At 45.8% G+C, this 20605-nt stretch carries 22 protein-coding genes; 5 read left to right on the forward strand and 17 right to left on the reverse strand.

Going from position 1 to position 20605, the window contains the following annotated elements; genetic code table 11:
- Positions 1–126: 126 nt before the first annotated feature.
- Positions 127–531: a JAB domain-containing protein gene (locus ACLSU7_RS10955; RefSeq protein WP_413291936.1), complete on the forward strand. Its 405-nt coding sequence runs from the start codon at positions 127–129 to the stop codon at positions 529–531.
- Here ACLSU7_RS10955 and ACLSU7_RS10960 read toward each other — a convergent pair.
- Complete coding sequence (locus tag ACLSU7_RS10960) at positions 528–1121, reverse strand: hypothetical protein (RefSeq protein ID WP_413291937.1); 594 nt, start codon at positions 1119–1121, stop codon at positions 528–530. The genes ACLSU7_RS10955 and ACLSU7_RS10960 overlap by 4 nt on opposite strands.
- 283 nt (positions 1122–1404) lie before the next feature.
- Here ACLSU7_RS10960 and ACLSU7_RS10965 point away from each other — a divergent pair, with 283 nt between their 5' ends.
- Positions 1405–1926: a hypothetical protein gene (locus ACLSU7_RS10965; protein WP_413291938.1), complete on the forward strand. Its 522-nt coding sequence runs from the start codon at positions 1405–1407 to the stop codon at positions 1924–1926.
- Between the two features lie 56 nt (positions 1927–1982).
- Here the strand turns inward: ACLSU7_RS10965 and ACLSU7_RS10970 are convergent, their stop codons facing one another.
- The 10 genes from ACLSU7_RS10970 to ACLSU7_RS11015 form a co-directional block, all read right to left on the reverse strand.
- Positions 1983–2912: a hypothetical protein gene (locus tag ACLSU7_RS10970; protein WP_413291939.1), complete on the reverse strand. Its 930-nt coding sequence runs from the start codon at positions 2910–2912 to the stop codon at positions 1983–1985.
- Positions 2909–5326, reverse strand: coding sequence for a hypothetical protein (locus ACLSU7_RS10975; RefSeq protein ID WP_413291940.1), 2418 nt, complete (start codon positions 5324–5326; stop codon positions 2909–2911). The genes ACLSU7_RS10970 and ACLSU7_RS10975 overlap by 4 nt, the downstream gene beginning before the upstream one ends.
- On the reverse strand, positions 5323–6042 hold the full coding sequence (locus ACLSU7_RS10980; RefSeq protein ID WP_413291941.1) for a molecular chaperone: 720 nt from the start codon (positions 6040–6042) through the stop codon (positions 5323–5325). The genes ACLSU7_RS10975 and ACLSU7_RS10980 overlap by 4 nt, the downstream gene beginning before the upstream one ends.
- 24 nt (positions 6043–6066) lie before the next feature.
- Positions 6067–6303: a hypothetical protein gene (locus ACLSU7_RS10985; protein ID WP_413291942.1), complete on the reverse strand. Its 237-nt coding sequence runs from the start codon at positions 6301–6303 to the stop codon at positions 6067–6069.
- Positions 6304–6335: 32 nt separating this feature from the next.
- The gene (locus ACLSU7_RS10990) at positions 6336–8210 is read right to left on the reverse strand and encodes an ATP-binding protein (RefSeq protein WP_413291944.1); all 1875 of its coding nucleotides are present in this window, start codon (positions 8208–8210) and stop codon (positions 6336–6338) included.
- Positions 8211–8311: 101 nt separating this feature from the next.
- Positions 8312–9295, reverse strand: coding sequence for a hypothetical protein (locus tag ACLSU7_RS10995; protein WP_413291946.1), 984 nt, complete (start codon positions 9293–9295; stop codon positions 8312–8314).
- On the reverse strand, positions 9276–9716 hold the full coding sequence (locus tag ACLSU7_RS11000; RefSeq protein WP_413291948.1) for a hypothetical protein: 441 nt from the start codon (positions 9714–9716) through the stop codon (positions 9276–9278). The genes ACLSU7_RS10995 and ACLSU7_RS11000 overlap by 20 nt, the downstream gene beginning before the upstream one ends.
- Positions 9717–9781: 65 nt before the next feature.
- Positions 9782–10825: a rod shape-determining protein gene (locus tag ACLSU7_RS11005; protein WP_142698595.1), complete on the reverse strand. Its 1044-nt coding sequence runs from the start codon at positions 10823–10825 to the stop codon at positions 9782–9784.
- 143 nt (positions 10826–10968) lie between these two features.
- The gene (locus tag ACLSU7_RS11010; RefSeq protein ID WP_413291949.1) at positions 10969–12603 is read right to left on the reverse strand and encodes a glycerol-3-phosphate dehydrogenase/oxidase; all 1635 of its coding nucleotides are present in this window, start codon (positions 12601–12603) and stop codon (positions 10969–10971) included.
- A 9-nt stretch (positions 12604–12612) separates the two neighbouring features.
- Positions 12613–13065, reverse strand: a complete 453-nt coding sequence (locus ACLSU7_RS11015; protein WP_413291950.1) for a hypothetical protein — start codon at positions 13063–13065, stop codon at positions 12613–12615.
- Positions 13066–13116: 51 nt separating this feature from the next.
- Between ACLSU7_RS11015 and ACLSU7_RS11020 the strand changes: the two genes are divergently transcribed.
- The 3 genes from ACLSU7_RS11020 to ACLSU7_RS11030 all read left to right on the forward strand — a co-directional run bounded on the left by ACLSU7_RS11020 (position 13117) and on the right by ACLSU7_RS11030 (position 14940).
- Entirely contained in the window at positions 13117–13860 is a 744-nt protein-coding gene (locus ACLSU7_RS11020) for an HAD family hydrolase (RefSeq protein WP_413291951.1), read from the forward strand.
- Positions 13861–13938: 78 nt separating this feature from the next.
- A complete protein-coding gene (locus ACLSU7_RS11025) occupies positions 13939–14604 on the forward strand; it encodes a protein-glutamine glutaminase family protein (RefSeq protein ID WP_413291952.1) in 666 nt (221 codons plus the stop codon).
- Between the two features lie 147 nt (positions 14605–14751).
- The gene (locus tag ACLSU7_RS11030) at positions 14752–14940 is read left to right on the forward strand and encodes a hypothetical protein (protein ID WP_413291953.1); all 189 of its coding nucleotides are present in this window, start codon (positions 14752–14754) and stop codon (positions 14938–14940) included.
- Positions 14941–14995: 55 nt separating this feature from the next.
- Here ACLSU7_RS11030 and ACLSU7_RS11035 read toward each other — a convergent pair whose 3' ends face one another.
- The 6 genes from ACLSU7_RS11035 to xseA are packed head-to-tail and all read right to left on the reverse strand — an operon-like array spanning position 14996 to position 20594.
- Entirely contained in the window at positions 14996–16315 is a 1320-nt protein-coding gene (locus ACLSU7_RS11035) for an aminopeptidase P family protein (RefSeq protein WP_413291954.1), read from the reverse strand.
- A gap of 18 nt (positions 16316–16333) precedes the next feature.
- Positions 16334–17344, reverse strand: coding sequence for a patatin-like phospholipase family protein (locus tag ACLSU7_RS11040; protein ID WP_413291955.1), 1011 nt, complete (start codon positions 17342–17344; stop codon positions 16334–16336).
- Positions 17313–18089: a TlyA family RNA methyltransferase gene (locus tag ACLSU7_RS11045; RefSeq protein WP_413291956.1), complete on the reverse strand. Its 777-nt coding sequence runs from the start codon at positions 18087–18089 to the stop codon at positions 17313–17315. The genes ACLSU7_RS11040 and ACLSU7_RS11045 overlap by 32 nt, the downstream gene beginning before the upstream one ends.
- A gap of 5 nt (positions 18090–18094) precedes the next feature.
- Positions 18095–18964 carry a polyprenyl synthetase family protein gene (locus ACLSU7_RS11050; protein WP_413291957.1) on the reverse strand — a complete coding sequence of 290 codons (870 nt, stop codon included), beginning with the start codon at positions 18962–18964 and terminating at the stop codon, positions 18095–18097.
- A 2-nt stretch (positions 18965–18966) separates the two neighbouring features.
- Positions 18967–19188 carry an exodeoxyribonuclease VII small subunit gene (locus tag ACLSU7_RS11055; protein WP_088616156.1) on the reverse strand — a complete coding sequence of 74 codons (222 nt, stop codon included), beginning with the start codon at positions 19186–19188 and terminating at the stop codon, positions 18967–18969.
- Positions 19188–20594: an exodeoxyribonuclease VII large subunit gene (gene xseA, locus ACLSU7_RS11060; RefSeq protein WP_413291958.1), complete on the reverse strand. Its 1407-nt coding sequence runs from the start codon at positions 20592–20594 to the stop codon at positions 19188–19190. Before xseA ends, ACLSU7_RS11055 begins: the two co-directional genes overlap by 1 nt.
- Positions 20595–20605 lie beyond the last annotated feature (11 nt).

Here is a 20605-nt window from a genome sequence, read left to right on the forward strand (position 1 = left end):
TCTATGCCGAGGATTTGTCGGGCGCAAGTCATGCCCGTGCGTTTCAAGACGGGCGTCCAATTACCGTCCGCTCTGGATCGTTGCGCTCAGTACCCTGGGTTACGCTTTTTGCAATGTCCTCAGCGCATGACAGAAATCACCAGCAGTGCCCAGGCCTTTGAAACCTTAAAAACCATCATAAACCCCTATGCCGAAGAATTGTGGGTCATTGCATTAAGTCCGCAACTACAAGTTATCGCGACGGAAATGATTTTTAGGGGAACAGCGGATCATTGTCCAACGCACCCCAGAGATATCTTCCGTTTTCTGATTTTGAAAAATGCCAGCTTCTTTATGATGGCCCACAATCACCCCAGCTCCAGTGTTCAACCTTCAGATCAGGATTTGATCACGACCAGAAAAATGCATAGCTGCGGCAAGCTGTTTCAAATACCACTTCTCGATCACATTATTTTCAGTGAGCGAGACTACTACAGCATGGCTGACAATGGATTTTTTAAAAGACTTAAGGGATCACGTGCTCGTGATTAGCGAATAGCATCGCCATGGGAGTTAAAGATATCAGTGCTGCCCGGCTGGCGATTCAATGGGATCACTTGTTTCACGCGATAATTTTCATCGAGATAAACTTTGTAACCGCCTCGGCGTGCGTTTTCTACAAACTGACGAGCGTATTCTTTTTTATAAGCTTCGGAATACTGCTCTTCTTGTTGCGCATTGAAAAGTTCTTTTTGAATCACGTCATGCGGATTTAAAGGCTCGCCCTCTTTGCGCTCACCACGACCTAAAATGTTCGCAACTTCAGCGGCTTTGGAATCATTCGAAAGATCCAACCCCGAGTCTTGAGGATTGTAAGTAGTTTGGGCTTTGGTGGAATTGAAATCAGCACCTGCTGCATTTTCAATTTCTAATCGACGGCGTTCGAATTCGATTTTTTCATTCGTCAGCATCAGATGCTTGTTCACTGACTTTTCAAATTTTTCAGTTTTTTTAACGCTCGCTTGGCCACCAGATTTGGCGTTGTCGTTTCCTAATGACATCAACACAAGAATCCCCGCCCCTAAAAACAAGAGGATCGCTAAAAGCTTGTTGTTATCATTCGAGGATTTTTGCTCTGCCATTAGTATTATTATCGGCTAAATGAAACATCTCTAAAGGAAGGCCACCTCGCATACTTCCCGACAAAGATCTTAACCGGAAATGAGCCCATCTCGAATATAACCGGCCGTCAGCCTTGACAGTGTCGGCAATTTTACGTCTTTTTGTCTAAATTTTTACCACTTCTTTACAACCAAGTGTCATATATCAGAGGGCTGCAGATATCCTGGCTCGGCACGAATGGTGAAGTGTGCTCTGTGACATTACACCAAAACACCACGCTTCTTTGAAAGGAAGTACCCCCGCATGAAAACGATCGCGAAAATCACGGCTCTAATGGCTTCTGTTGTTGTAGCAGCTCCTGCATTTGCCGCTACCCAAGCAACTCTCAAGTTGACGGGTTCTGTACCCGCTTCGACTTATATCTCGATCGCTTCAACAAACGTTGAAACTGGCGCGGTGGAACAAGCTTATACTATCGATTCTGCTAAACTGACGACAGCAGGTTCTAACACTGTTGATAACATCGCATATGTATTTGAAACTTCAAATCGCAAAGCGGGTTATACGGTGACGGCGAGCTCTGCGCACAATGGTAAATTGACGATGGATGATTCAAACGCAAGTGACGCTGCTGCGATCAATTATGCTTTGATCTATAACGGTCAGGAAAAATCATTGTCTTCATCTCAAACAGTGACTGACGTAAGTTCTTTGACCCAAAAAACAACTGCAACTAAGTCTGTTGGTTTGAAAATCACGGGCAATGCAAATGCACTGGAAGGTACTTACAAAGACACAGTGACGTTCACCATTACTGCCAAGTAAACTGTTCTTAATCTCATTTCTTTTTCGAAAGCTCTTCAGCAATGAAGGGCTTTTTTTTATTCAGCCGATTGAACTGTGAGCGTGATGATATCGCTAAAATTTCCGGATTGATCTTGGGAGTAATTCCCGATCGTCACCGATGTCGGGATAATTTTTCCACTTGCCGGGGAAGACCCCAGCTCCCGCCTAACCTGAACCGGAGTGCTTGCAGAATTTCCAAGATTCACAGCGGTTCCGGCAAATGAGATTGTATAAGGAATATATGAGGATTCAGTTTCATGTTTCAAACGACCGTTGTTTTGCGATGAGGCATACAGAATATAGCCAGCGTTATATTTAACGATCACATCACAACTGCGTGTCGTACCCGTCGCAAGATTTCCAAAGTCTAAAGTTTCACTGATATCCGCAATGTTGAATGAGCCGCCTGATGGCACGACGGAAATATCTGCGCGCTTTGGTGCGTTCAGATAAAATGCGATCACAACAGAACGAACGAACTCATAATTCGACAACGTGCCTTTGTACAAAGTAGCTGTGATCCATTCGGAATAGGTTCCTTGCTGTCTCCAAGGCGAAGACATATCTGCAGTGATCCAATAAGGAATAGAAAGTTGCGCATCACTGCCGCCCTTATCTGGCAGAGTTCCATTCAAGACATCATTATAATCGTTCACCTGCGGAATATTTTTTAATACCTGCGTATTGCCAGAGTCTTTGTAAAGCTGAAATGGCCAATTATAGACCAGGAAATACTTAAGCGAGCGGGAAGCAAAATTCGCTGATAAGCCGTAATCAAAGGTGATAAAAAAGCTACAGCCCTTGGCTCGAGTGTCAGCCTTAACAATTAAATTAGATGTGATATTAGGATTTGTTGTTAAATCAAAAGCTGTCTGTTGCGCCTGAAGCTGCATATTCATGCAATCATCGGCAACCGCAACAGCAGAAACAAGTGTTAGGAATAAACCGAGAGCAAGCTTTATCATCGCTCCTCCTTGGTGACGAGCAAGTCACCCACGTTCACGGAATTATTAGGATCATCCGTCACAGTTAAACTGATACCAGACAGATCAGGGCGATCGGTTACGATTTTATAAGAACCCGGAGCTAAACCTTCAATGACGAATTGACCATCACGATTGGTAAAGAAAGTGTTATCCACCAATTGGCCTTTATCATTTAAGATGTCAGCAGCAACGAGTGCTAGTGGCGATCCATCTTTCAGAATCAGACGTCCCTTAACCATGACTTTACGATTCAACGAAGTTTCAATCAGGATGCCGCTTTTATACGTGGGCATAGCGCCATAGTATTCTTTATCCAGCAGATACCCCGTCGGTAAAGACGTCGAATCCAGATTCACCATATAACGATAATATGACGTACGATCTTTTAAGACTGTATTTGAGCGTGGCCCGAGTTGCGCCTCGCCCTTGGTACCCAAAGGATTTATGGGCATCTCGGCATTTTCAGGAAAGTTATCCGAGGCGATTAGCACGAAACTGTCCGTGATCGGTTGAGAAAATGCACCACGAGTTCCTACCCATGCAAACGCTGTCGACACACCCAGTGTTGAAGTGGAAACTCTTTGTCCAAGCCTTGTGGTTGTTGAAAATTGATCCCAGCGATAACTTGCAGGCTGTGTTAAGTATTCTAGATACATACTACCATTGGTATTTTCATTCACCCTTTGCAAGGAAGCAGAAGCTCTGACGTCATCGTATTGATAAAAGTTATTGCGATTAACTGTGGCGGTTGTGCTCTTGGTTTGAGTTTCATGATAAGCACTTACACTGTAACGGCCTGCGGGCTCAGACCAGAAATATGATATTAATCCGCGGTCTTCTTGCTTGTCGGAAACTTCTCTGACGATGGAAAACTCGATGCGATTTGAAACATTTATCGGATAGCTTAAATTCGTGCGATAAAAACGGCGATCTGATGCATCTGCCGGAGTGTCTTCATATCCTCCACCCACACCCCAAATGCCACCCAAGCCAAACGCCGTGGAAAGTTGCAAATCATAACGACGAAGTAAGTTTAACGGCAGTCCATCCACCGCTACGGGCTGCTGAAAGTTTGGATCCCGCATAAGGACTTCGGCTGCGGCAACAAAAGGAACATTATAACCGTACATGCGATCTAAGCTTCTATAAGTCAGACGACTTCCCCAACCGCCCAAGCCGTTTGCTGTACCATATGCGGTATCTAAAGAAGCCAAACCCCACTGAGCGATTTTGGAAATCTCCACTCCCGGCATCGTCTTATCCAGATAGTTCTGAAAATTCACCCCTAAGGTTAAATCATCACGGACACCCCAGCGATGATACAATGATGTGAACACACCGTCTCGCGAATAGGTGCGATCACCCTGCTCTTGCACCCAAGGGTTACCGAAGTTATACGAAAATTCTTGAGTGCCTTCGCTAAGAATGGAATTTTCAAACAGCAACGAGAAATCATAGGTTTCTTCTTGCCCAAGATCATCGCGGACTTTGATTTTCACGTCGCTAAGACCAATCGCAATTGGGAAATCACGCACATTGAATCTTCCCGGACCCAGGCGCTGTTGACTGGTCAGAACGCCATTGACATACACTTCAACGACGGACGGTCTTTTGATCTCAATTTCAGTACGACTGATAGGACGAAGAGTGCGGTAAGGTTGAATCGAAAACTCACGACTTAGGGAAAATCCTCCCAATGAGGGAGCGGTTTGCAATCCCCGCGAATAGGTCGTTAAATCGCCGAGCGTATAACGAATCATGTGCTCTTCGTCGTCTGTTCTTAAACGCGTATCCTGGCGTGTCCAAGGATATTCGGCATGTTCTTGAAATTCCGCCCCAGCCTCAAGAACAACACCTTTGATGTTTTCCACTAAATCCAAACGACCGACCAACGGCATTTTGCTATCAGCAGATGAGGTTCCGTCCCCGTACTGAAAAGGCTGACTGGCGCGCATATTCAAATAACCACTGTGGGCATCAGGACGGTAATACTTGTTCTCGTCGACCTCGATATAAGTGACACTAAGCTCTTTGGCTTTGCGATAGTTCAGTGGAATATTTAGGATCAATTCCAAGTTCGCTTCATTCCATTGCGGTTTTAATCCCGCCGCATCCAAACTCGCAACACTGATCACACCTTGGGGTTGTACCAGGGACTTTACGATTTTAAAGTTTGAATCTTTGAGGGTCTTTTGCAATGCCTCCATCAAAGGAGCAGACTCAATCATAAATTCTTTGCGGGATTCACGAGGGAAAACCCAAACTTGAACCATCTCTCGACTGTCCAGACTCACTGGTGCGATCAAATAGGGCTTTGGCAAATCGGGGCGCACGCCTGCAGCCGAGGCAACCGCCGAAATGAATAAAAGAACAAGGGCTGCTAAGAATCTCAATCCGCGGACTCCGTAAGCTCCATTGCAACTGAAGCTTCAGTGCCCTTTAAGGATTTCGTTAAAGGAACGGAAACGGTCTTTTGTGTTTTCGCTAGGAAATTTACACCTTCAATGCCCTGAGGTTTAGCCACCTCTTCGATGACCTTGCCCTTTTCCATCACTTTAAATGATTTTACATAGACGATTTTGTGAGCGCTGCCCTCATTGGAAACTGTCACCGAGATATTTTTCGGCGAAGACACTTTCACTTCTTTCACTTTGACATCGGCCGCAGCGTCTTTGGGTGTGACGTAAGCCGAGGCTACGTACTGCAACATGAACGTTACATTGGCGCCGGTCTTTTTAGCGGCTTTGGCATTTTTCTCTTTTAATTCCACAGGCAACTGAGTGGCCACAATACGATAGGATTTTTCTTCCTTGCCGACTTCACCCGTGAAAGTGATGCGCACATTTCTTTTTTCATGAGGCAACAAAACGACCTGCTCTGGATAGATTGTGAATTCGCTGGTTTTATCGCGCTTTTCAGTTCCACTTTTTTCATCGCGGGTTAGAACTTCCACCTGCACTGGAATTTTATCGCCCGTTGGATTATCCAAAGTGACAACCTGAGTTGCGAGCTTCCCTGAAGGTGCGAAATTCACAACCATGGGATCCAGACGAAATGCAAATGCGGAGGAACAAAATAGAATGAGTGATGTTGCTGCAAAGAACTTCATGTTCCCATGATAGTCTTTGCGAATTTACGGAGCAATGATAGTGACTGTAGATGCGGGGAATCTGCCAAGAGTCTGGACCTTGATAGCTTGCGATCCATTATTGATAGCAACGATTTTTTTGGTGATCGGATCCTGGGAAATCGAAACGTTCGCACGAAGTGGGACGTGAGCCACTAACTTTAAGGAAGCATTCTCCCCGGCTTGGGCCGAAACGCCAAACAGCACCGAGACTAAAATAATTGATTTTAGGAAAGCCGACATAACCTAAGAATCGGCTAGACTGGACTAAAGCTTTAGGACAATAGTTGTGTATTTTTCTCTTGTACGGGCGGGTAAATGGGCAGGATGACAATAAACTCAGTTCCAACGCCTACTTCTGAGCGCACCTGAACTTCGCCACCGTGATTTTGCACAATTCCATAGGAAATACTTAGACCCAATCCCGTGCCTTGGCCCACGCCTTTGGTCGTGAAGAAAGGATCGAAGATCTTATCGATGGTTTCCGCGGTCATGCCTTTGCCACTGTCTTGAATTGAGATTTGCACCCATCCGGATTTATTCAGTTTGCTGTCTTTATTTGGCTTATAGTCTTTCAAAGGCAAAGTTGAGATCCAGATGTGACCGGCACCTTCAATCGCCTGAACAGCGTTCGAAAGTATGTTCATAAAGACCTGATTGATCTGACTCGCATAACAGTGAATGTGTGGAGTTGGTTCGTATTGACGATGGATCTCCAAACGTCCCTTGATCTCCCCTTGCAACAAATTCAGTGTCGTATCCAGGCTTTGATGCAAATCAATTTCCTGAAGCTTTGCTTCTTCCAGGCGAGAGAAATTTCTTAAACCCAAGACGATGTCACGCGTGCGACGAGCCCCATCCTGACACGAAGAAATCAGCTTCGGCATATCTTTTACGATATAGTCGAATTCGTATTCCTCTTTAAGTACTGGAAGTTTAGTGACATCTTTTTCCGCAGACTCCACCAGCTTAATCAGCTTATCGCTGTAATCACGCAGATAAGTCATATTCGAATAAATAAAACCAATCGGATTATTCAGCTCATGCGCAACACCCGCAACCAGTTGACCCAAGCTCACCATTTTAGCGGAGTGAACAAGTTTCGTCTGCGTGTCTTTCAGTTCGCGATTGGCTGATTCCAATTCCGTGATCTTTTTTCTTAAATCTGAACGCGCTGTCCAGATTTTCTTACTCATCTCATTAAAGCTTTCAGTTAAAAGACCAATCTCTGTGTCGTTCTTAACCGGAATGGTGACAGCCTGCTCTTGCGACTCGAACGATTGCAAGGCATCAACTAAATCATAAAGAGGTTTTAAAACCCAGCTGGATGTAACCAGAATCGTCAGAATCAAAAGCATCACGACCGCACCAACGACAGTCATAAACGCGATATTTACGTTGCGCAGGACAGCTGCTGACTCACTCTTTGAGGCACCCAAAGCCATATAGAATTTTGAAATACCCCAATCAATCGGATAAACCAGGAATCCATACGGAGCCGACCGCACATTTAAATCAAAGAACAGATCTTTCTCGGGGTGGAAATAGTTCTTAAAGAAATCTTTTTTATACAGATAAAAATCCGCATGGCTCGCGGCAACCATGTCGCCATTATCTTTGAACAAGATCAGCTCTAGCTTCAAACGGTTTTTAATTTTTGTCAGGTAGGCCTGATTTAAATCAATCACCTGCTCCATGTAGCCAATCAATCTGCCACTGCCATTATTCACGCGCGAGATCAGAATCAAATTAATCTTGTGATCATCACTGTATTCAGCGACTCCCACTTCGTCTTTTTCTTTGACCTCGGCCATGTATTTCGCTGACAAAAAGACAGCATCCTGGCCCGGCATAAAGCTGCGCACATTGCCCTTGTTGTCTTTGAATACAGATGCCAGCATGCGACCTTCGCGATTAAAGAACGTCAGGCTGGAAGTGTCATCGGAACGGATCCACGTGCTTGCGACATTGCGAACTGTATTTCCGTCACCCATGGACAAGTGATAGGTCAAACTTGGATCGCGAAGATAACGTTCACGGCGTTGCTGCAAGGAAGCTCGGTAATCATTCAACATGATTTCGACTTCGCGAGCGTTACCTTTAAGTCTTTGGGTTAATTCATGATCGATGGCTCTTTCGTACTTCTTCATCGAGTAAAGAGTTACAAAGGCCAGGGGAACGACGGAAAATAGCAGAGACCACACGATCAAAATCGTGCGTAAGGATCTCTTGGGTTTCCGTCTTAGCGTTTTCACTTTTTATCTTCATCCACTGTGATGATCAAACGGATGATACCATCAGGCATTACACGGGGATGCTTTTCCTTGTTCACATGAACTTTACCGTATGTGCCTAGGAACGCCGTCAGATCTTGGTATTTTGCTTCAGGTAATGTGAAGTGATAGTAAGTGGATGTTGGAGATTTCTGCCAACCCAATTCCACGCCACCGGCTTTACGACCGCCAAGCTCTTTAACTTTCTCTGTGATTTTAGGACCAACCACGGAAAGATTTGTGACAGCAATTTCTCCACGGTAAAGGAACCCACCTGAAGTTGCGCCCTCAGAATCGCTTTCTTCTTCAGCTTCTTTTTTCGCTGGTGTGGCCGCAGCAACTTTCGCTGCCACAGTTGCTGCTGGAGTCGCGGAAGGTTTCGTCACCACAGCTGCAGCTGTTGCTTTCACGTCCACAGTCGGCAAAGGTTTCGGCGTCTGCAATGGCTTTTCAGTTTTCGGTTCTTCATCGACAAATTGTGGTTTGTCTTCAACTTGTGCAACTTTCTCAGTTTTCGCAACTTCGGCTAAAACGACTTCTTTCGTGTTGCCGCTCATACCGATCTGCAAAACTTTCTGCCACGGAGCTACCGTCAGCAAAGTTACGATCACAGCTACAACAACCAAAGCTTCCAATCCCCACTTCAAACCTTGCGGCCAGCGATCGAAATTGGATTTTTGCATGAGAACTGTCAGATATGTTGAAGGCGTATTGATTTGTTCAATGATCGGCTGAGACACAATCGTATCTGCCAATTGTTTTGCGTAAGTTTCACCATTTTGGATTTTATTTAAATCCAATTGAGCATCACGCGAAAACTTCACGTGGTCTTCAACCGCTGACTTTCTTTCATCATCGAGAATCCCCGATAGATAATCGTAAAGTAGTTCATGGCCGATAAAAGGAGATATCTCCCTTTTGCCTTTTTTAGAAAGAGGAATTTTACCTTCCTGCTGTGCCATGCTTTAACTTACCCACACCTTGAGTCATAGTTCCGAGTTTTCGCAAAGCTCGGCCCAGGCGATAACGAATCGTGCCTTGAGTGATTCCCAAGCCCTCTGAAATATCGTTATCTTCTATTTTTAAAATTTTTGACCAAATCACTGTTAACAGCTCGTCTTCAGAAGCTGTTTTCTGGAATTCACGCCACGGGCCCAAATCAACACCTTCAGGAACCAGCCAACCGGATTCAACTGTGGTATTTGGACGACCGCGAGTGACGCGTACTTTGAATTTATCCCAGGTAATCTTAGTTGCCGCGACAAGGGCGACAGGAGTGGAAAGCTCGGGGTTGCGTTGCTTTTTATCTCGACAAAGGGCTAGTGCCTGAGTTGAAGCTTCGATCGCCCTTCTGTCATCTAGTAAAGCAAAGTAGAAAAACAAGGCGATCGATTTTATGTCGGCTTCGGTCATGCACTTCCTAATATATAAGTAGAGTGACCCTTATGTTAGTCGACTGTCAGCTGTCTGAGAAGATCCAGTTGGTCTAGAACTTTGCCTGAACCCATAACTACGCAGCTCAATGGATCTTCAGCGATAGAAACTGGCAATCCCGTACGTTCTCTTAGCAAAACGTCCAGGTTCGCAAGCAATGCACCACCACCTGTGAGAACGATTCCGTTATCTACGATATCAGAAGCAAGCTCTGGCGGAGTCTTTTCAAGGGCCGTACGAACAGCATCAACCACTTCAGACAAAGGATCCATCAAGGCATCGTTCACCTGAGAGCTTGTGATCTCGATAGTTTTCGGAGCACCAGCTACAAGGTCACGACCTTTGATTTCCATCGTTTTTTCGTCTTCGAATGGATAAGCGTTACCGATTTGGATTTTGATCAACTCAGCAGTTCTTTCACCGATCAACAAATTGAACTGACGACGTACGTAGTTGATGATGGCTTCATCAAATTTATCGCCCGCAACTTTGATAGATTTACAGTAAACGATACCGCCCAAAGAGATAACCGCAACACCCGTAGTACCACCACCCATGTCGACAACCATGTTGCCGGATGGTTCTGTGATTGGAAGACCTGCACCGATTGCTGCTGCCATTGGTTCTTCGATCAAATAAACTTCGCGAGCACCAGCTGATTGAGCCGCCTCTTTAACCGCGCGTTTTTCCACCTGAGTGATTCCGTAAGGAACGCAGATGATGATACGAGGACGGATGAAAGATTTTTTCTCGCCCAAAGATTTACCGATGAAATATTTAAGCATGGATTGAGTCACTTCAAAGTCAGCGATAACACCGTCTTTGATCGGACGAATTGCGACGATAGAACCAGGAGTTCTTCCCAACATGTCCTTTGCTTCTTTACCGACAGCAAGAACACGGTTTTGCATTCCGCGATAGTTCTTTTGAACTGCTACGACAGAAGGTTCATCAAGAATGATTCCGCGGCCTTTAACGTACACAAGTGTGTTCGCTGTGCCCAAGTCGATTGCGATATCATTAGAAAAATAGTCTTGTACTTTATCAAAAAAACTCATGCAGAATCTCTCTCAAGAAAATTTCATTGTGTCATTTCGACTACAAGTCTAGGGAGATTGAAAAGCAGAGTCAATACTGATATTTAGGCCCTTCATCGAGTTCCGTGACGCACTACTCCGGTAGCGCTGGAGCGAAGGCCAGCCTAGAAGTGTTTTTTCCACTCTAATTCGTGGCCCATATACTCTGACAATGCGTGCTTTTCATCGTGCAAGCGCTTCTCAGACCAACTCAACTTCTCTTGGAAAACCTGCGCAATTTCGTCGAGATGCTTCAGTCCGTGATTGCGATCTGCGAGGAACAAATGCACGCGTCGAGAGAAGAAGTCGCGAAGATTTAAGCACATCGTGTTGTCGATCGCCTGCGCTGCTTCCAGCTGCCAGTAAGAATAGCGCTGATCATATTTGGAAAGAATCACTTCGGCTTCCCGGCCGTATCTTTGCGCCAATGCGGCGACATCGGCAACGGGACGTCCGTATTCTTGAGCCCAGGCACTCGCCAGAACTTGCGCCTCGTGGAAAGCGCTCTCCGTGGTGTACTGATTAAATGCCACGGCCGTATCTTTTTTCGCGAATCGCGCACGATCTTCCACAGGAAAACTTTTAAGTGCGTGGGAAACCGTTTGTTGGCACATCAAGCGGTAAGTCGTATACTTGCCACCCGCCACAAATGTCACACCGCGAGGATCATCAATGATCGTATGTTCGCGACTGGTTTTTCCCTCTGTAGACGAACCATCATTCACCAAGGGACGTACTCCCGCGTAACTGGAAATCACATCGTGTGGAGTTAAATTCGCCCCTGGGAAATAGTGCGAAGTAATGTCCAAAAGATATTTTACGTCTTCAGGAGTGACACCGACATTCTCTGGAGATTCTTTGAAATCCGTATCTGTCGTACCGATGATGATCATGTCATGACGTGGAATTCCAAAGACGATGCGATCGCCTTTTTCAGCTCCCATCACTACTGCACTTGTCAGAGGCAGGCGATGCTGTGGCAACGTCAGATGAATGCCTTTTGTAGGGCGAAGGATTTTTTTCCAGTCTTTGAAAAGCTTGTCACCCAATTGATCCGTCCACGGACCGACAGAACTAATCACATGACGGCCACGAATCGTAAATTTCTCTTTGCTTAATTGATCTTCGCAGTGAACAGAGGAGATTTTACCGTCGGCTCCAAACTCGGCACCCGTCGCACTGACATAATTCGCAGCGACCATGCCCATTTCGTTCGCTGAGCGCAAAGTTTCATAAACCAGACGATCATCATCCATGTAGCCATCTGAATAAACGTAGGAACCTAGCAAGTCTGTTTCACGAAGAGCCGTCATGCGCTCCATGGATTCTTTGCTATCCAGACGTTCATGCATTTCTGGAGATTGGAACAAGGCAAGAATATCATAAAGCCACATTCCTAGGCCCATTTTGAACATGCCCACGCGGCTTTCTTTATAAAGCGGTAGCATGAAGCGAAGCGGATGAACAAGGTGCGGAGCCATTTCAAAAAGCTTATTGCGTTCGTTCAACGCTTCATAAACCAATTTGAAATCCATGTTTTCTAGGTACCGAATTCCACCGTGAACCATTTTGCTGGAACGAGAAGAAGTTCCTGAGGCAAAATCTCGAGTCTCGACCAAAGCAACCGACATCCCGCGGGCACAGGCATCGCGCGCGACACCGGCTCCATTGATTCCACCACCGATAATGATCAAATCAAATTCTTGGGATTTCATTTTGGACAAATTCTGAATACGATTCACGAAGGAAAAATTCTTCATACCCTTATCCTATTTGGTTGTTTTCACAGCGAGTGTGCCCGGCTCCCATGCAGCAGGCTTAAATCCTTTAACAGAGTTTGGAACACCATTATCCGATGGGAAATAAACTCTTTGCAGATGTTTTTCACGGCCTAGCTTATACGCCAGCTCACACAGTTCGTCGCGGGCTTGCAAAGTTTCAAACTGCACATGCTCGACCCATAAAGTTTGTGTTTGGCCATCAAAAAACAGTAATGGCTGAGCGATGAAATATCCCAGCAGCGCTTTCGTCTCGGGATCTTCTGCCAAAAAGCTCCACCCCAAAGGGATATAGTGATTCAAGGCCTCAATGCGATGCTTGGAATTCCAAACAGCCATCATTCTTTCCATCTCGTCCGGATACTGCTCCGTCATTTTGCGAGATTCTAAATCAAGAATGTTTTGTAAATCGTCAGTCTGAATAACGCGACAGAAAAGACTCATGGCCCGCAGCTCCCTTGTCATTTGAACGTATCTATTTCATACTAAGACCCGATGAAATACAAAGATTATTCCTCTGACATTTGGAACGCCATTAACAACACACTCGACCAGGTGCTAAAAGAGCAAGATCAACCGATCGCTGCCTTTGATGCCGATGGAACTTTGTGGGATATCGATTTGGGAGAAACATTTTTCCACTATCAGATCGATAACAAATTGGTGCAGCTTCCGCCCTCCCCATGGGAGCACTATGAAACTATGAAGGCGGCTGATCCTCGCAAAGCCTATTTATGGCTCGCTCAGATCTGTCAGGGAAAATCTTTAACCCAAGTTCGCGAATGGGCTAAGGCAGGTGTTAAAGACGCAGCTCCCGTGCCAGTATTTTCTGAACAGAAAAAATTAATCCAGCTGCTTTTGTCAAAAGGCGTGAAAGTTTACGTGATCACCGCTTCCGTCAAATGGGCTGTCGAAGGCGGCGCAGATCTGGTAGGTCTTGATCACGACAACATCATCGGTGTTGAAACAGAAGTTCACAACGACATCATCACAGAAAAGCAAAAAGGCGTTATCACTTACCGTCAGGGTAAAGTCGAAGCATTGCTTGCAAAAACTGGCGGCAAATTACCATTCCTGGCGAGTGGGAACACCATGGGCGATTTCAATTTACTTGAAAGCGCCACACACCTGCGTTTGGCAGTCAGCGCTGCTTCTCGTGACGACAAGATCTTTAAAACCGAGCGAGAACTTGCCGAGAATGCAGAAAAGTTCGGTTGGCTTCACCATCGTTTTATCTGATCAAGACTAAGGACTGTCAACTTAACGTTGCCTTTGTTTTACTCAGAGTTCCCCTTTGAGTAATGGCAAAATTGAATCATGTTGCGGATTTTAATAGTCTCATTATTCGTATTCGCTGCCACAATGGCGGTGCCCGATCGGTGGGTCCCCGGTGGCGACGTTCAAGTGAGTGTGCTTTCTGAAGAGAAAGCCAATGAGTTGTTTAAAGAGTTCGTATCACACAAGGAAATTATCTACGAATATGCGGTGGACGGCTGCTATGCGCGCGCAAATGCGATGAGCATCATCGCCGAAGAAGAGAACATTGAAATGGGTAAAGTCTTCGCCGAAGGTGATATCTTTTATGATACCAAGGACCCCAAGTATCGCGTTGTAAACTGGGGCTTTCATGTCGCCCCGATAGCTTTGATCAAAGGCTCTGATGGAAAAATTCAGAAGATGGTCTTCGATCCCTCGATGTTTGATAAGCCCGTCCCGGTCGATGAGTGGCTGGCCAAGATGAAGCTAAATCCAAGAACTAAAATTAATGAAGCCTACTATGGCAGCCGCTTTCAAGTGGAGCCACAAAGTGCCCGAAACACCAAAGTTCATCAATGGCAGAATGGCGTAAAGGCCGAGACCAAAGAAACTCTTGAGGCTATTGCTCTGACTGTTCAACCCGGATACTCCAGTCACTTTGAAAAGTATATTTTCCAGAAAGCTCGGGAAAAGGCCGCGCTGAAAAAGAAAGGTGGAGTCCAATAATGAATTACTTCACGACGATCATTCTTACTCTATTGTTGGGATGTAGTGTTTTCGCTGCTGAAAAGGTTTCTTTGGTGGGTTACAAGAAAGACCCTAAAGCGCCAACAAGGGAACTCAAGGGAACTCAAGGGAAGTATCCACAAAATCGTGGAGACAGACAACGAGTTCAAACTTATTATTCAAGGCAATGCTGCGTTTTATCTTCTGCCGAAAGGTTCCAATGCGGCTGATGTTCGCACTCAACTTGTTTCACTCCATAAATCCAAAACTTCCGTGAACGCCGTCGTCAATGCGTTCTCCCGACAGATTATTACTCTGGAAACCTCGTTCAAATAAAAAAGCCCCAGTTCATCACCAGGGCTTTTCTAAATTCTAATTTGAATCAAAGTAATTAGTTTTTACCAACCACTTTTTCGATATCAGAGATCTCTTTAGGAACTGATGTCGTCATGTTCTCTACACCATTCGAAGTCACGCGGACGTTGTCTTCAATACGGATACCGATGCCACGGTATTTTTGTGGAGCTGATGTATCGTCAGCTGGGATGTACAATCCTGGCTCGATCGTAAAGCACATATTAGCTTCGATCGGACGTGGTTCACCTTTTTTGAAGTACAAACCAGCATCATGCACATCAAGACCCAACCAGTGCCCGATACCGTGCGGATAGTATTTCTTTTGCGCCAGGGATTGAATTAAATCGTCTTTACGACCAGACAACAAACCAAGCTCAAGCATGGCGTCTGTCAGCATGGACGTCCCCATGTCGTGCAGGTCTTTGAATACAATCCCAGGTTTCACGAAATCTACGATGGCTTTTTGAACTTTCAAAACAGCTTCGTACACGCGGCCTTGCTCATCCGTGAATTTACCGTTTACTGGGTAAGTTCTTGTGATGTCACCAGTGTAGTAATTGTACTCAGCACCTGCATCGATCAAAAGCAAGTCGCCATCTTTGCAGACCTGGTCATTGAAGTTGTAGTGCAAAGTTGTGGCAGCGTTCCCAGAAGCAACGATAAAGCCGTAACCTTCACGAGCGGAATCTCTCATATAGAAATTATGAGCCAAGACACCTTGAACCTGGCGCTCAGTCACACCCGGGCGAGTAAAGCGCATCGCCGCCAAGTGGGCTTGAGCAGAAATTTCGCAAGCCTCGCGAAGTTGAGTCAATTCGTACTCGGACTTCACCAAACGCATTTCGCCGATCAACGTGTCAGCATCGTGCACAGACAACAAACCATAGCCTGTACGGCCACGCATTTGTTTAACCGTGTTCAACACGTGTTCCATTTTCTCGTCTACTTCTTTGTTTTTAAATTGGCGATAGTAAATGGAATCAACTGCTGATAACAATTGCGGAGCAACTTTTTCAAACTCATCAATTGGATAGCATTTGTCGATTTTGAACTCTTGTTCGCAACCCTCTGGACCATAACGGAATCCATCCCAAGTTTCTCTTTCGCGGTCACGGCGACGCACGAACATCACTGTCTCTGGAGTTTGGCCAGGGCGTACGATCAAAATAGATTCTGGTTCTTCCCAACCCGTTAGGTAGAACATATTGGAATCTTGGCGATATGGGAAATGCACATCGTGATTGCGGATCAACTCGGGGTGAGAAGCAACCACCAACGCGGAACCTGGGATCTGTTGGCCCAGTTTCTTTCTTCTTTCAGCAAAAATGTTCATATCAAAAGTTGGTTTTCTCATTCCGATCTCCTGAACTTTTTAAAGTCCCCATTTACGTGTCAAAGTTTTCAATTGGCGGTTTGCGGAGTCAGCGCCTTTGTTCATGATCTCACGACGCTTATCGAAATCCATAATACCATAATCACCCGTCTCAAGGGTAATAACAGTATCAACTCCTGCAAAAGGCTTATTATACAGTCCTGCGATCTCACTCCATAATACGTTATCAGTAGCAGAGGCATCCAAAGTGAACGGTTTGTTGCCGCCCGGGCCCTGAAGAACGTTTACGAAAACCACAAAGTTCGCACCTTTTTGGCGCAGATATCTGGCCAAGCCAGAAACTTCACGGACCGCTGCGATGTTACCCTGGAAAGGTTTAAAGAATGGCGGATAAGCCATGCACATGGACATCAATTGTTCCATGCCTCCACGATTCATCATCAAGGATTGGTTCTTTTTCAAATTGTACGAAGGGCACGCAAACGGAATGCGATAGTCTTCAGCCTTTTGGTTTTTGAATGCCGTGTTGTAAAACTCGCGCATCACAGAGATGTCGCCATTTTTATTCACATTGCCCAACAATGATTTTTTGATGATCTCGTCATCTTTCATTTTGAACATTTGCCATTCAACGTCGTTGGCCTGTTCGCGATTGGCATAGAGTGCCGCCATCGGAGAGGCGAACTCGATCCCGCCGATGGCATACACTGGGACCTTCGCGCGAGTCAGCTCATGCAAGAATCCAATATGTGCGTAAGTCTTAGCTCCCCCGCCACCCAAAATAAATGCGATCTTAGGCATCGCCGGAATTACAGGCGCTGGAGGTGGAGTTGTTGGTTCCTCAACTTGGATGTCAGGCTGATAAGGCGTTGCTGCTTCTTCAGTTTGACGAGGCGAAGTTGGAGTTGTGGGAGTTGATTTAGAACCGGGAGTCGGTGCCGGTTTTGTGGCATTGCGAATATCTTCACGGGTCTTGAATGTTTGACAACCCGCCAGGAAAACCAATGTTAAAAGCAGGCTAGTGCTTTTTCGCGAAAACAAAAAACTCATGATTGCCGTCCTTTCCCTCAATGGAAGAAGCAAAATAGTCCTTTACCTCAAAGCCACTGTTTTGACAGACAGCTTTGATCTTTTCTTCGACTTTCAAATACAACGAAGAGTCTTTGACAATACCACCCTTTGCGAGCCCGTCAACGCCCACCTCAAACTGTGGCTTTACAAGACTTAACAACTGGCCCGATGGTTTTAGGAAACGAGCCAATTCCGGGATGATCATTTCAATCGAAATAAAGGATACATCCATCACGATGAGATCAAAGCCCTCTTTTGGAGTAGCCTCGAGCACGGTGGCCTCTTTGGACAAGGCACGAGCATTGATGCCCTCAATGACCTTTAACTTCGGATTATTTAAAAGACTGGCACTGACCTGGCCATGACCGACATCTACGCCTAAAACGAAGCGTGCCCCCGATTGCAAGGCACAATCCGTAAAGCCACCCGTGGAAATACCCACATCCAGAACATCAAAATTCTGAATGTTAAGTCCCACGTGCTTTAAGGCACCTTCCAGTTTCAACCCACCTCTGGAAACAAAACGGTTCGCCGGGCCCTGATCGACAGAGATCTGACCGTCCATTTCCTCAGTGACCGCCAGATTTGATTTTTTCAGAATTTTCTTTTGACCGCTTTGGTTTAAGAACACCTGACCGGCTTCAATTAGCTCTTGCGCATGAGTGCGTGATTGGGCCAAGCCCTTTTCAAACACATAAATGTCCAAGCGCTTTTTATCCGCCATATGCCTTAGTGTTTTCGTGAGATATTAAAATTAACCAAATATTCCAGCATTACTGCATCCGCGGAAACTTTGTGAAGTTCTGCCATCGTGTTTTTGCTGATTTGGTTTAAGTATATTTTCGTATTTTCAAGACCAATAATGCCAGTGAAGCTGCGCACGTCTTGATCTTTTTCGCCATGATCCAAAACATCGTCAGCCACTTGGAATGCTAGGCCCAAGCCTTCCCCGAATTTTTTAAGGGCTTCAACATCGTGAGTTTTAGCGCCAGCGATAATTGCTGCACCCTCAACTGCGACACGAATCAACGCGCCGGTTTTAAGCAAATGTAAATGAGTCAGTTCGTCTTGAGTAAGTTGCTTTTGGCCTGCGCGCAGGTCAATGGCTTGTCCACCAACCATACCGCGAATTCCTGCCGCCTCTGAAAGAAGCTGCACCAGGCGACCCACCAAGAAACCATTATCAGCATAGTTTTTAGCAACGATCAGGAAAGCCTCAGTTAACAACGCATCCCCTGCCAATAGAGCAAAGTCTTCGCCGAAGACCTTGTGATTCGTGGGCTTTCCACGGCGCATGTCATCGTTATCCATGCACGGCAGATCATCGTGAATCAAAGAATACGTATGAATCAGCTCAACAGCTGTTGCGAAAGGTAAAACCTTTTCCGCCGACGAGCCCAGCATCTCTGCGATCAACACAGAAAGAACGGGCCGGAAGCGTTTTCCACCATTGGTTGCAGAGTACAACATGGACTTACGAAGTTCAGCAATAGCAGGTTCCTGAGGAAGGTCCAACTCAGACAAATACTTTTCCACAAACTGATTCACAGTTTGCACTTTCAGGGACATTTCCTGATCAAGCTGAATCGCCAAATCCAAAACTATTCCTCCGGTGTGAAATCAGTAGTGACTGGTTTTCCGTCAGCGCCCACAGACATCAAAAGTTTTACTTTTGTCTCTGCTTCAGAAAGACGTTGGTGACATTCACGAGAAAGCTTAACGCCTTCTTCGAATAGCTTTAAGGAATCTTCTAAAGCCAAATCACCTTTTTCCATTTTTTGAACGATTTCTTCCAAACGTCCTAATTTCTTTTCGAAATCCATTATTCCTCCTTCACACCACTGACCGTGGCTGTGAGTGAACCCTGAGCCAAGCGAATGTCGATACTATCGCCCACATTGACCTGACTTGCTGATTTAATAACTTTTGAATCTTTAGTTACGATTGAGTACCCACGATCTACGACACGCAAAGGGCTCATGCTATCAAGCATCGCCATCATGCGATCCATGCGGGATTTTTTGCGCTCTAATGCGAACATCAAAGCTTTTTCCGAACGCGCTTGCAGGAACGTTAATTCTTTTTTGCGACGATCGATATGATTTTGGGGAGTACCCAGTTTTTGAGTCATCAGTTCCACTCGGTGACTCTTTTGACTGATCAGGCGATTTACTGCAAGCTCCAGTCGAGTCAGCAAATCATCATTACGAAGTTCCAAATCTTCTAAACGACGTTTCGGATCCACCAGACGCTTTGACAACCCCAATGATTTTTCACGCAGGAATTTCATCTTTCTATCAAAAGACAATTTCAGCATGCGCTCCAAGGACGTGACCTTGTTCACAAGTTCCGAAGAACTTTTCGCCACAAGCTCAGCCGCAGCCGAAGGAGTTGGCGCACGCAAATCTGCAACGAAATCCGCAATAGTAAAATCAATCTCGTGGCCGACAGCGGATATGACTGGAACGGGACTGGCAGCAATCAAGCGCGCCAAACCTTCGTCATTAAAACACCACATGTCTTCGATGGAACCACCACCACGGCCGACGATCACGGCATCCACATCAGGAAGTGCCACAGCTTTTTTAAAAGCCTCACGCAATTGCGGAGCTGCTGCCTCGCCTTGAACAATCGTTGGAACAATCGTCACTTGAATGGATTTTGCACGACGGGATAGAACATTTAAAATATCGCGAATCGCAGCGCCCGTTGGAGAAGTCACAATCGCAATATGTCTTGGGAACGTGGGAATAGGTCTTTTCTTTGCAGCATCGAATAAGCCCTCAGCGCGAAGTTTGTGCTTAAGTTGCTCAAAAGCCTTTTGCAAAGCACCGGCACCAACAGGCTCCATCATATCAACCATGAGCTGATAATTGCCACGAGGTTCGTACACAGTTACGCGTCCACGCACCATGACTTCCATACCATCAGAAGGTTTGAATCTTAGGCGTGAATTGTTGCCGCGAAACATGACGGCGGTGATTTGCGATTTAGAGTCTTTAACGCTGAAATAGAAATGCCCCGAAGTGTGAGCTTTGAAATTGGAAAGCTCCCCACGCACCCACACCATACCCAATTGACCTTCAATCAATTGCTTGATCTGAACATTCAATTGCTCAACAGAAAGAACCACAGGCTCGTTGGATTTTACTGGCGTGGAAGCCGCATCCAGCGACAGTTGCGCGTACGTATCAGTCTTGCGAAGTGGTTGATTTGGAGAGTCGGACATGGGGCAAGACG

This window comes from Bdellovibrio sp. HCB185ZH (assembly GCF_047302455.1).
In the GTDB taxonomy this organism is placed as follows: Bacteria; Bdellovibrionota; Bdellovibrionia; order Bdellovibrionales; family Bdellovibrionaceae; genus Bdellovibrio.